Consider the following 12,886-nt stretch of genomic DNA (forward strand, 5'->3'; position numbering starts at 1 on the left):
TGAAATTATGAAAAAAAATAGTAATAGACTTATAAGAATTAATCAAGAGGTTAAACATGATTTGACGACGATACTAAGAGAAGATATAAAAGACCCAAGAGTGAGTCCTTTAACTTCAATTGTCAAAGTAGATGTCACAGCAGATCTAAAGTTCTGTAAAGTTTATGTCAGCGTCATGGGTGATGAATTTGCACAAAAAGAGACCATTGAAGGTCTTAAGAGTTCAGCAGGTCATATTCGAAGTGAACTGGCACATAGAACAAACCTTAGAAATACACCACAACTGTCCTTTATATTGGACCATTCCATCGAGTATGGGGTTGAAATATCTGCACTTATAGACAAAGTCGTGCAGACAGACCAACAAAATGAAGTGGAAGATGATCTTGATACGAATAAAATGGAAACAGAAGATAAAGAGGTTACTGAATGAAATTAAGTACATTGGTGGATTTGGCTAAAGAATACCAAAACATATGCCTACTTGGACATATTCACCCGGATGGCGATTGTGTTGGTGCTACAATTGGTCTGGCAATGCTTCTGGAAAAATATGACATACCATCTACTGTGCTGCTTAAGGATTTGCCGGATCAATATGATTTTTTACCGATATCACGTTTTGTCAGTGATCATATGGATGAACCCGCTGACCTGATTATCTCATTAGATGCCAGTGACCCGGAACGGCTAGGTATATTTGGCCAACTTCTTGCTCAAGGGAAAAAAGTGATTAACATAGATCACCATATGAGCAACACCATGTTTGGAGATTATAATTATGTAGATGCAGAGGCGAGTTCCACCAGTGAAATGGTGTTTCAAATGATAGAAGATTTTTCTGTCATGGATGTAGATATTGCTAAGGCACTGTATACCGGTATCCTATTTGATACCGGTGGTTTCAAACACAGTAATACCAAACCTTCCACCCATTTGGCGGCAGCTAAGCTCATATCTTATGGGTTTGATTTTTCAGAGTTGATTCATAAGTTGTTTGATGTAAAACCTTTAAAGGCTTTTAAAGCTCAGGGATTAGCCTTTGAAAGAGCACGTACCTACATGAATGACCAGATCCTTGTATGCTTTTTAAATATGGAGGATTACCAAACCTTTGGCATTGAAAAATCGGACACCGAAAGCATTGTTCATTATATGAACAATGTTGAAGGGATTGAAGTGGCTATCTTTTTCTATGCTATTGATGAAGATACCTATAAAATTAGCTTTCGTTCAAAAGGTACTGTAGATGTTTGTAAGGTCGCAATGAACTTTGGCGGCGGTGGCCATCAAAAAGCCTCAGGAGCAAGTATAAAAGCACCCCTTGAAGAAGCAATTTTGGCGGTTACAAAAGTGGTTTCATTAGAGTTAGAACAGAAGACATGAGGTAAGACATGTATAATGGCATTATCAACGTATATAAAGAGAAAGACTTTACTTCTCATGATGTAGTGGCTGTTTTAAGAGGAATTCTAGGACAAAAAAAAATAGGGCACACCGGCACCTTGGATCCTCAAGCGGTTGGTGTTTTGCCTGTTTGTCTTGGTAAAGCGACAAAAGTTGCTGATTTATTAACGGATAAAGACAAAACGTATAAAACACGGTTTAAGCTTGGAGAAGAAACAGATACTCAAGATCATACCGGTGAAGTTATAGATAGAAAACCATACGCTGTAGACGAAACAATGATTCTAGAAACCATTCAATCATTTGTTGGTGACAGCGAACAATTACCGCCTATGTATTCAGCAATTAAGATTGGTGGCAGAAAGCTATATGATGTAGCTAGATCTGGTCAGACAATCGAACGAAAAAAAAGAAGGATAACCATACATGATATCTATGATATAAGCATTAACTTACCCTTTATTGAGATGACGGTCCATTGTAAAAAGGGTACCTATATTCGTACCTTATGTCGTGATATTAGTGAAGCTCTTGGTACCTGTGGTCACATGGTCGAGTTAGAACGAACGGCATCGGGCATTTTTACTAAAGAAAGTGCCTTAACTCTAGATGATATTAAAAACCTTGCTCAAGAAAATAGATTAGCAGAGGCGATTATTCAGGTGGATGCCTTGTTTAAAGATTATCAACGTCTGATAATTGGAACACATTATAATCACATGCTTTATAATGGCAATAAGATGCCCTTTGAAGCCATTATGAATATTGACACAGTTAAGCTCATGGACAAGACTTACTATAACGTATATAATGATGAAGGTGATTATATGGGGATCTATGAATGGTTATCTCCCAAAAATCTATTAATGCCCGTGAAGTTTTTTTGTATACGTTATTAAGAGAGGTAATATAAATGAAAACAATTTTACAAACCAATGTTTTTGAATTACCACAGTGTATCGTTGTTTTTGGTAATTTTGACGGTGTTCATAAAGGTCATCAATTGCTGATCGAGGCGGCACTAAACAAAAGTAAAGAATTGGGCATACCCTCAGCTTTATTCACTTTTAAACCTCATCCAACTTTTGTTGTTATGGGAAAGCCAGAAGAAGACATTATCTTCACACCGGAAGAAAAGAAGAAAGTCGTTAAAGATTTGGGTGTGGATTATTATATTGAATATCCTTTTACGATGGATGTAGCCAATATGGCTGCTGAAGTTTTTGTTGAAGAAGTCATATATAAAGAATTACACGCAAAATATGTTGTTGTTGGTGTCGACTTTAAGTTTGGTAAAGGTCGTAGTGGAAGCATACCACTACTAGAGGCTTTGGGTAGAACCTATGGTTTTAATGTTATAGCTTTTGAAAAGCTATGCGATCATAAACGGGTAATAAGCAGTACATGGCTCCGCCAAGAAATTAAAAAAGGCGATATGGAAGCATTTAAGGAACTAACGGGCAGACATTTTATAGTCTTGGGTGAAGTGGAACATGGTCGATCCATTGGTAGAACCATAGGTTTTCCAACAGCCAATGTAGCTACAGCGCCTTCGAAAATATTGCCTCCAAACGGCGTTTATGCTTCCTATACAACAGTTAAAGGTATACGTTATAAGAGCATTACTAATGTTGGTCCAAAACCGGCCTCAACTTTAGATGATATGGTGGTTGAAACCTATATTTTGGATTTTGATGAAATGATTTATGGTGAAACCATTCTAATAGAAATGACCCATTTTCTTAGAGAAGCTTATGAACTTAAATCTTTGGATCATTTGAAGTCCCTCATTCAAGATGACCTTAAGGATTTGGACAACTACTTTGAAAAAATAAGTAAAGTATAAAATCTGATTTACAATCAAAAACACTTATGTTATTATGTACTATGTACTTGAGCCGTTGCTCAGATATTGGAAACTCCGTCCTTATCTTGGCTTTTGGCGCTTAATATAATTTATCCTATGGAGGTAACAAAATGCAAACAGCAATGCCGAAAGAAAAAAAATTAGAAATTATCGCAAAATTTGGTAGAAACGAGCAAGATACCGGTTCACCAGAGGTTCAAATCGCTTTGTTAACTTGGAGAATTAATCATTTAACAGATCATTTGAAAATGCATAAAAAAGATCATCACTCAAGAAGAGGTCTTTTGAAATTGGTTGGACAAAGAAGAGGTTTGTTGAAATATCTTTCTAATAAAGATATTGAATCATACCGTAACTTGATTCTAGAGTTAGGTCTAAGAAGATAATCAAAATAATAGAGCGGAGTTGATTCCGCTCTATTATTTTTCTTTCATTACAAGGTAAAAAGTGGTAATATAGAAATAGTGAAAAAATGTAGAAAATGAAAAAACCTAGCAGGTATCCTTAGTCATTAGTTTGTGTCGTTTATTATGAATATCATTTTAATAAACGATAGAAACTAAAGACTAAAGGGGCTAGGTACAATTGAAAGGAGACAAATATGTCTAGAATTTATTCAATGGAACTGTCCGGAAGAACACTCAGTGTTGAAATCGGAAAAATGGCGCAACTCGCAAGTGGTGCTTGTTTAATTAGTTATGGTGAGACCGTTGTCTTATCTACCGCAACTGCATCAGAAAAACCAAGAGAAGGTATTGATTTCTTCCCACTTAGTGTAGATTATGAAGAAAAATTATACTCAGTCGGTAAAATTCCAGGTGGTTTTATTAAAAGAGAGGGTCGTCCAACGGAGAACTCTATTTTAACCAGTAGAATTATTGATCGACCGATACGTCCTTTATTTCCTAAGGACTATAGAAATGAATGTACAATCGTTAATACAGTAATGGCTGTTGATCAAGATTGTATGCCAGAGGTTGTAGCGGCAATTGGTACGTCTATTGCCTTGTCCATATCTCATATTCCTTTTATGGGACCAACAGCTTCCACCTATGTTGGTTTAGTAAACGGTGAATTTGTGTTTAACCCAACATCTGCTCAAAGAGAAGCTTCGGATATGGTCTTAAATGTAGTATCAACAGAAGAAAAAGTGACTATGATTGAAGCAGAAGCCAATGAAGTATCTGAAGATGTTATGATTGAAGCGATTGCAAAAGCACATGCATTAAACCAAGAAGTTTGTGCTTGGATTAAAGACATTCAACTTAAAGAAGGTAAGCCAAAGCAAGCTTATACGGATGCATCCGTACCCGCAGAAATCATGACTGCTCTAAAAGATCTTATTGGTGATGCACGTATTGAGGAAGCTGTTTATGTAGAGGATAAAAGTGAGCGTTTTGCACGTATTGATGCTCTTAAGGAAGAAATGCTTGCCATCATTGAAGCAGATGAATCAAAAGCAGCATGGAAGTCTTGGTTGGATGAAGCTTTTTATCAGTATCAGAAGAAAACCGTACGTCGTTTGATTTTGAAAGAACATAAACGTCCTGACGGACGTGGTATCGACGAAATTAGAACACTAAGTGCAGAGATTGATATTCTTCCTAGGGTTCATGGATCAGCATTGTTTTCAAGAGGTGAAACACAAGCCCTTACGATTACGACTTTAGCGCCTTTATCTGACCGACAAAGAGTCGATGCTCTGGATGAACTCACCGAAGACAAACGTTATATGCATCATTATAACTTTCCTTCATATTCAGTTGGAGAGAGTAGACCTTCAAGAGGTCCAGGACGACGTGAGATTGGTCATGGCGCTTTGGCAGAAAAAGCATTACTACCTGTATTACCATCAGAAAATGAATTCCCATATGCCATCAGAACGGTTTCAGAGATCTTAAGTTCTAACGGCTCTACCTCTCAAGCCAGTATTTGTGCTAGTTCTTTATCACTTATGGCTGCAGGTGTTCCACTAAAAGCACCGGTTGCAGGTATCTCATGTGGTCTTGTAACAGGTGATGATGAAAAAGATTTTATACTGTTAACAGATATTCAAGGTCTTGAAGACTTCTTTGGCGATATGGACTTTAAAGTTGCGGGAACTGAAAAAGGCATCACAGCGATTCAACTTGATATGAAGCTCCTAGGTATTTCACAAGAAATTATTGAAGGTGCAATACACCAAACAAAAAAAGCAAGAATGGTCATCTTAAATGATGTGATGAATAAAACCATCAGTGAAGGTAGAACTGAACTTGCGCCGACAGCACCAAAAATTATTCAAACTCAAATCAATCCAGAGAAGATTGGTGAGGTTGTTGGTCCAAGAGGTAAAGTGATTAACAAAATCATTGAAGATACCGGCGTTTCCATCGATATTGAAGATGATGGTCGTGTATTTATATGTGGTGTGGATATGGAAGCTGCTAATGAAGCAAAACGTATTGTTGAAACGATTGCAAATGGCGTTCAAGTAGGTGCGATTTATGAAGGAAAAGTAGTTAGAATCACGACTTTTGGAGCTTTTGTAGAACTCATACCTGGTAAAGACGGTTTGGTCCATATATCAAAAATTGCAAAAGAACGTGTAACTAAAGTAGAAGATGTACTTAGTGAAGGTCAAATTGTAAAAGTTAAGGTAACAGAAGTGGATGCTCAAGGCAGAATTAATTTGTCAATGAAAGCATTACTCGAAGATTAACATTTAGTTAAAGACTGGGACCTTACCAATCGCAAAGTTGGTAAGGTCTTTTAATTTCTATATAAAATAAAGAACCCAATTGGGAGGACAAATGATAAAAACCACAACTTTGGATAATGGCATCACGTTGGTTTATGAACCCTTAGAATTTGTAAAATCCGTTTCTATAGGCATATGGATACGTAATGGATCTATAGACGAGACGCCTGAAAACAATGGTATTTCTCATTTTATTGAGCATATGATGTTTAAAGGCTCAGCCAAAAGAAACGCAAAAGAAATAGCGGATGAGATGGCAAGAATCGGTGGCCATATTAATGCTTTTACAGCAAAAGAGTATACTTGTTACTATGCCCATACATTGGATGAACATTTGGAAACAGCCATCGATGTGCTTTCGGATATGCTGACGCACCCTGAATTTAAAGAGGAAGAAATAAATAAAGAAAAAGGCGTTATATTGGAAGAAATCGCCATGTCTGAGGATGCGCCTGAAGATATCGTTCATGATCAACTAGAAAATGAAGTATTTAAGCCTTCAAGGTTATCTATGGATATTCTGGGAACCCGTGAAAATATCAGAGGTTTTACACGTGAAAAACTGTTTGAATATTTAAATTGCCATTACGTGGCTAAAAATATGGTGATTGCTATTGCAGGTGCTTTTAATGAAAAAAAAGTCATAAAAATATTAAACGAGGCATTTAAAGACACATCTACACAAGCAACACTTACAAGGAATCTAGATTTTTCAAGAGAAGCAACATTTATTTTTAAAGAAAAGGATATTGAGCAAATTCATATGGTTATCAATTTTCCAAGTATTTCCTACAAAGATGATGCCATTTTTGTTTTATCCGTTCTTAATACCATTATAGGTGGTGGTATTAATTCTAAGTTATTTATGGGCATAAGAGAGGATAAAGGCTTAACGTATTCCATTTATTCTTATGATGAGTCTTATGAAGCAACGGGTATGTTTAATATTTATGCAGCCTTTAACCCAACACAAACGGATGAAGTGATTGTAAATACTTTGAAAGAAATCCACACATTCTTAGAAGAAGGCATTGATGAAGATGACTTGGACAAAATCAAAGAACAAATCAAGTGTAATCTGATTATCGGATATGAGAATATGAACAACCGTATGTCCAATTACGGTAAAGCAATGTTGATGCAACAACATATAAAAACCCAGGAAGAAATCGTAGAAGCCATTGATGCAGTAACCATAGGTGCAATTATGACCATGGCCCGTGACATATTTTTGGATCCAAGTATCAGTTTGTCCATTGTTGGACATCTAAAAGACATTGACCAAGAAAGGATCAAAACATTATGCAAAAAATTACAGTATATGTAGAACAAACTGAAGAAGGCAAAGATTTACCTCTGCCTAAGTATATGAGCGCACAGGCAGCCGGACTTGATCTATTTGCAGCAGTCGTTGAAGATGTTGTCTTAAAAAAAGGTGAAATAAAATTGGTGCCAACAGGACTTAAAATTGCACTCCCGGATTCTTATGAAGCTCAAATCCGTCCGCGAAGTGGACTGGCTTTTAAACACGGGATTAGCCTTGTTAACACACCTGGAACCATTGATGCGGATTATAGAGGTGAAATCAAGATTATTATGATTAACTTTGGAGAAGAAGACTTTACCATTAGGCGTGGTGATCGTATTGCTCAAATGGTTATTAATCGTATTGAACAAATTAACTGGGCACTTACAGACACTTTAGAAGAGACCACAAGAGGCACCGGTGGCTTTGGACATACTGGAATGTAGATTAGGCTAGAATAAATAGAGGTGAGAATCATGAATCAAGGTACTCAAGGCTATATTAACCAAAGTAAGCATATAAGTCTAAAATGGGCTTTAATAGGTGTGCTCTCATTTATGATGGTCTATTTGGCTGGTATCTTAATTATGGGCAGTCAAAAAAGCTATTTTACAATCGTTGCGGTGCTTTTAATCCTACCAACGGCTCAAAGAGCATCACAATACTTTGCCTATAGTCCTTACAAAAGTGTTTCTACCGATTTAGTAGATGCTTTAAGCCTACAAACATATAAAGCATTGTTTGAACTACTTATAATAAGAGCTAAGGCCACCTACTTTTTGGATGCGGTACTTATGAGTGATACACATGTTTTGATTTTATGTCTTCCTAACAAAAAATATAAACAGGACCATAATGTCATCCGCCAATCAATCCAACACATGTTAAAAGATAAGGGTATCCAAGTTACGGTTTTATCTTATGATAAAATCAGTGATATGATGGATGTACTCAAAACCTTAGAGAATGAATCTGAAATAACAAATAGCAAGTATATTGAAAGTATTGAAAGGGCATTATTGCAGAATGGTATGTAATGATTGAAATAAATATTACACCTCAAAACCAACATCAAAGAATTGATAAATTCATGCTTAAGGTATTGCCCGGTATGTCAAAAAGTTTTTGCTATAAAATGTTCCGCAAAAAAAATATCACCCTAAACGGGAAAAAAATAAATGGTCATGAAATTTGTCATGAAGGGGATTTGATTCAAGTTTACTTCACGCAGGAAACTTACGATCACTTTGCTACAAGAATACAAGAAAAAAGATTTGAAAGTGATGGCGTTTTGGATGTGGTTTATGAAGACGATCAACTTATAGTTATCAATAAGGCCATTGGTGTGTTATCTCAAGATGATGGAACAGCTGTATCCGTTATAGATCAAATCAGGTCCTATTACGAAGAAAAAAACGTTCAAATGGATACTGGGTTTAGAATTGGGGTTAGTAACCGTCTTGATCGCAATACCACCGGCATTGTGCTTTCTGCTAAATCCTTGCCAATGGCTCAAATCATCAATCAAAAGATTAAAAACCATGAAGTTGTTAAATTGTATAAAAGTATAGTATTCGGTAAGATTGATAAAGACATAGAGCTAAAGGATACGATTCATAAAGATCATAATAACAATAAGGTATCGATTGACCAAGATGGGGAAATCATGATTCATACCCTTCTAAAGCCATTAAGATGGAATGAATCTTTTACTGAAGTTGAAATTGAGATCAAAACAGGTAAGACCCATCAAATACGTGTGCATTTAGCATCTATAGGTCATCCCGTTATTGGCGACAACAAATATGGGAATATACACTTAAACAAGGACTTTAAGCGTAAATATAATTTAAACCATCAGTTACTCCATGCTTATAGTTATCAGTTTATAGAAGGTGATATCCCTCTTGATAATGAACGTTACTATAAGCCATTTATTGCTATCAATCCAGACCTATATAATACCATTGCAAAGGCTGTGTTCAAATGAAGGCTCAGGTCATAAAAGAAGATATCATAAAGTTTTGTGATTCAATCGGTGTTCAAGCGGTTGGCTTTACCAGTGCCTTGCCCTTTAATGAGCTGAAGGAAGACTATCAGTATCGGCAGCAACAGCATTTGAACTGCACATTTGAAGTCAGGGATTCTGTTTTAGATTTAATGGACCCTAAAAGAATAATGACAGATGCCAAATCCTTCATTAGTATCTTAGAACCACATCAGCCTTATTCTCAGATTAAACCTACAAGTGGTATAGGGCGTATGGCCAGCGGAACGGCATCTCTTGATTACCATAAAATACTAGACGGACATCTGGAAAAACTACAAATTTTTTTACAAGAGAAATATGATATCCACGGTGTTAAGCTTTGTGACACAACACCTTTATCAGATCGTGCCATAGCTGTACGTGCCGGTTTAGGTGTTTTACGACGAAACAATATGTTCTATCATAAAACCATGGGCAGTTATGTTAATATTGCTTCCTTGCTTATTGACTTTGATTTGGAAGCTACAGATCATGATAAGGAAGCAATACCGTGTGGTACGTGTCAGATATGCAAAGTAACTTGCCCAACAAAAGCAATAATTGGTGATGGAACCATTAATAGTAATAGATGTATATCTTACCTGACACAAAAGAATGAAACATCCGAGGAAGAATCTAAAATGATTGGGAATATGATTTATGGATGTGATATTTGTCAACTTAGATGTCCAGTCAATAACAAAGTTAAGAATCCTTTCGTAGAATTCATAGTGGATCAGGAAGTGGACTTGGTCACCTTACTTAATATAGATAATGCTACTTTTAAGAACACTTATGGTAGGACTGCTTCTGGTTGGCGTGGTAAGCGAACTTTACAACGCAATGCCATTGCAGCTATGGGTAACTCAGGTGACAGGGGTATGATTGAAATCTTAAACAAATATGAAGATGACAATAGAAGCATTATCAAGCGTGAAGTTCAAAGGGCAATAACACGTTTGAAAAACATCGAGGTGAAATGATATGGCGTATTGGGGTTCAAGAGGTTTAAGAGGTAGTACTTTAGAAGAAATGGTCAACATAACCAATGAACGCTATTTAGAGCACGGACTTGCGCTCATTGAAAAAATACCAACGCCTATTAAGCCCATAACATTAGGAAAAGAAAGTGGCACCATTACCATGGCTTATTTTGAGAAAAAGGGTAGTGTGGACTATATTGGTGTCGTACAAGGTATACCCATATGTTTTGATGCCAAAGAGACTTCAAAAGACTATTTTCCACTTAAAAATATTCATGAACATCAGATTGCTTATATGCAGTCTTTTGAAAAGCAAGAAGGTGTAGCCTTTATGTTGATTTATTTTTCTAAGCAGAATCGGTATTTCTTCTTACCATTTGGAATTATTTTAACCCATTGGCAAGAAGCAAGGTCTGGTGGTCGTAAATCTATACCTATGTCTGCCTTTGATGCTAGCTTAGAAATCAAAAGTAAGTCAGGTTATCTTGTACATTATCTAGAGGCATTAAGCAAATACCTTAGTAATAACGGAGAATAATACTAAAAAACTTGCCATTAGGTATTTCATACTATATAATTAGCAATTGTGCGATTAAAAGGTAAAAAGTTGCACAAAATCAATCGTTTGGATTCATCAAATGTCGAATTATGGGATAAACAAATGTTGTTTATGTTACTTTCTTGATGGATCCATATGTGCCATTAGAAAGAGGAAAACATGAATAATATTTCAGAATTAAGTTTATCAGATTCAATTTACAAAGCACTCAGAGACATGAATTTCGAACAATTAACAGATATTCAAGAGTTAGCAATTCCTATACTTCTTGAAGGGAAAGACCTTATCGGTCAATCACAAACAGGAACAGGAAAAACAGCGGCCTTTGCTATTCCATTACTTGAAAAAGTAGACCCTGTGGTTAAGAGTCCTCAAGCAATCATCTTATGTCCAACAAGAGAGTTGGCTGTACAGGTTGCAAATGAATTTAACAAAATCGGGAAGTACATGAGAAATATAAAAACAGTTGCTGTATATGGTGGAGAGCCAATCTACAGACAAATTACGCAACTTAAAAGAGGGGCACAAATCATTATAGGAACCCCCGGACGTACCATAGACCATATTAATCGAGGTACCATTAAGTTAGATGACATTCATACTATGATTCTTGATGAAGCCGATGAAATGCTTAAAATGGGCTTTAGAGAAGATATTGAGATGGTTCTTAGTAACATGGATACGGCCAATGTACAAACGGTTCTATTCTCTGCAACGATGCCTCAAAGTATAATTGATATTACTAAACATTATCAAAAAGACCCTGAACTTATAAAAGTAAAGTCTAAGCTTATTACAGCAGATACAATTACACAACAATATCTTGAAGTGAAAAGAAGTCATAAGATTGAAGCTATTTCAAGAATTTTAGAGGTTGACAAACCAAACCGTTGTATTGTTTTTTGTAATACAAAGTCATCCGTAAACGATGTGTGTGACGCCTTAATGCTTAGAAACTTTCCATCCGATAAAATCCATGGTGATCTTAAACAAGAAATGCGTATGGATGTTCTTAAGAAGTTTAACAATTCTCAAATCAACGTTCTAGTTGCAACGGATGTTGCAGCACGTGGACTTGATATACAGAATGTAGATGTCGTTATCAACTATGATGTACCGGACAAAGCAGATTATTATGTACATAGAATCGGTCGTAGTGGACGTGCAGGTAAAGAGGGTCGTGCAATAACCCTTGTGAGCACTGGAGATCGTCGACTTCTAAGAGATATTACAAGTTATACTAAGACGGTTATAGAAAAAATTGCTATTCCTACTAATATAGAAGTGAACGCTTCAAAGATCACCGATTTCATTGATGAACTCGATGAGATTATAAAAGGTGGGGACATGCATGAATATATGACCATCTTGAATCAAATTGATACGGTTCATCCTCTAGAGGAGATCTGTGCCGCTTTAATTAAGAAAACATTGTCTCTAGATGAGAATCATCATGAGAACGACATTAACTTTAGTGTTGGTGATGATAAAGGCCGTCAGCGTCAATCCTTCGGCAGTAACAGAGATCGTGGTAGTCGTGATCGTAATGATCGTGGTGGTGATCGTGGCGCAGGTGCACCAAGAAATCGTAAAAGAGATGACAAAGACATGGTTCGCATGTTCTTTAATGTCGGTAATAAGGATAATCTAAAGCCAAAACATATTCTTGGCGCTATAGCAGGTGAATGTAATGTTAAAGGTAGCCAAATCGGTGCCATTGATATGCTAGATAAGTTTACTTTTGTAGATGTTCATAAAGATATTGCTAAAATTGTTCTTAAGAAGATGGAAGGCAATAAGATTAATAACAAAAAAGTTTCTGTTGAAATTGCTAAGACTTCAAAAGAAAAAAGTTTATAAGAATAGATTTAAAGAGGTCTCTAAGGGTAAAATCTTAGGGGCTTTTTTTGTTGAACTATTAAGAACAATATTTATGTGGTAATATAAATTCATGGGATTTACGGTTGACAGGGGATAGGAATTGTTTTATAATAA

General features: G+C 36.2%; 13 protein-coding genes. All 13 read left to right on the plus strand.

Annotated features, from left to right (window positions below; translation table 11 throughout):
* Nucleotides 1-7: 7 nt before the first annotated feature.
* The 13 genes from rbfA to PATL70BA_RS00475 all read left to right on the plus strand — a co-directional run bounded on the left by rbfA (nt 8) and on the right by PATL70BA_RS00475 (nt 12,751).
* Entirely contained in the window at nt 8-433 is a 426-nt protein-coding gene (gene rbfA, locus PATL70BA_RS00415; protein ID WP_125135511.1) for a 30S ribosome-binding factor RbfA, read from the plus strand.
* Nucleotides 430-1,386, plus strand: coding sequence for a DHH family phosphoesterase (locus tag PATL70BA_RS00420; RefSeq protein WP_125135512.1), 957 nt, complete (start codon nt 430-432; stop codon nt 1,384-1,386). The genes rbfA and PATL70BA_RS00420 overlap by 4 nt, the downstream gene beginning before the upstream one ends.
* 8 nt (nt 1,387-1,394) lie before the next feature.
* The gene (truB, locus tag PATL70BA_RS00425; RefSeq protein WP_125135513.1) at nt 1,395-2,306 is read left to right on the plus strand and encodes a tRNA pseudouridine(55) synthase TruB; all 912 of its coding nucleotides are present in this window, start codon (nt 1,395-1,397) and stop codon (nt 2,304-2,306) included.
* A gap of 14 nt (nt 2,307-2,320) precedes the next feature.
* On the plus strand, nt 2,321-3,253 hold the full coding sequence (gene ribF / locus PATL70BA_RS00430; protein WP_125135514.1) for a riboflavin biosynthesis protein RibF: 933 nt from the start codon (nt 2,321-2,323) through the stop codon (nt 3,251-3,253).
* 131 nt (nt 3,254-3,384) lie between these two features.
* Nucleotides 3,385-3,660, plus strand: a complete 276-nt coding sequence (gene rpsO / locus PATL70BA_RS00435; RefSeq protein WP_330510120.1) for a 30S ribosomal protein S15 — start codon at nt 3,385-3,387, stop codon at nt 3,658-3,660.
* 215 nt (nt 3,661-3,875) lie between these two features.
* Nucleotides 3,876-5,975, plus strand: a complete 2,100-nt coding sequence (locus tag PATL70BA_RS00440; RefSeq protein WP_125135515.1) for a polyribonucleotide nucleotidyltransferase — start codon at nt 3,876-3,878, stop codon at nt 5,973-5,975.
* A gap of 91 nt (nt 5,976-6,066) precedes the next feature.
* A complete protein-coding gene (locus PATL70BA_RS00445) occupies nt 6,067-7,341 on the plus strand; it encodes a M16 family metallopeptidase (RefSeq protein WP_125135516.1) in 1,275 nt (424 codons plus the stop codon).
* The gene (gene dut, locus PATL70BA_RS00450) at nt 7,317-7,766 is read left to right on the plus strand and encodes a dUTP diphosphatase (RefSeq protein ID WP_125135517.1); all 450 of its coding nucleotides are present in this window, start codon (nt 7,317-7,319) and stop codon (nt 7,764-7,766) included. Before PATL70BA_RS00445 ends, dut begins: the two co-directional genes overlap by 25 nt.
* A gap of 30 nt (nt 7,767-7,796) precedes the next feature.
* On the plus strand, nt 7,797-8,357 hold the full coding sequence (locus tag PATL70BA_RS00455) for a hypothetical protein (protein WP_125135518.1): 561 nt from the start codon (nt 7,797-7,799) through the stop codon (nt 8,355-8,357).
* Nucleotides 8,357-9,310, plus strand: coding sequence for a pseudouridine synthase (locus PATL70BA_RS00460; RefSeq protein ID WP_125135519.1), 954 nt, complete (start codon nt 8,357-8,359; stop codon nt 9,308-9,310). The genes PATL70BA_RS00455 and PATL70BA_RS00460 overlap by 1 nt, the downstream gene beginning before the upstream one ends.
* A complete protein-coding gene (gene queG, locus PATL70BA_RS00465) occupies nt 9,307-10,332 on the plus strand; it encodes a tRNA epoxyqueuosine(34) reductase QueG (protein ID WP_125135520.1) in 1,026 nt (341 codons plus the stop codon). The genes PATL70BA_RS00460 and queG overlap by 4 nt, the downstream gene beginning before the upstream one ends.
* A gap of 1 nt (nt 10,333) precedes the next feature.
* Nucleotides 10,334-10,870, plus strand: a complete 537-nt coding sequence (locus PATL70BA_RS00470; RefSeq protein WP_125135521.1) for a Holliday junction resolvase RecU — start codon at nt 10,334-10,336, stop codon at nt 10,868-10,870.
* Between the two features lie 180 nt (nt 10,871-11,050).
* Nucleotides 11,051-12,751: a DEAD/DEAH box helicase gene (locus PATL70BA_RS00475; RefSeq protein ID WP_125135522.1), complete on the plus strand. Its 1,701-nt coding sequence runs from the start codon at nt 11,051-11,053 to the stop codon at nt 12,749-12,751.
* Nucleotides 12,752-12,886 lie beyond the last annotated feature (135 nt).

The organism is Petrocella atlantisensis (assembly GCF_900538275.1).
GTDB classification, from domain to species: domain Bacteria; phylum Bacillota; class Clostridia; order Lachnospirales; family Vallitaleaceae; genus Petrocella; species Petrocella atlantisensis.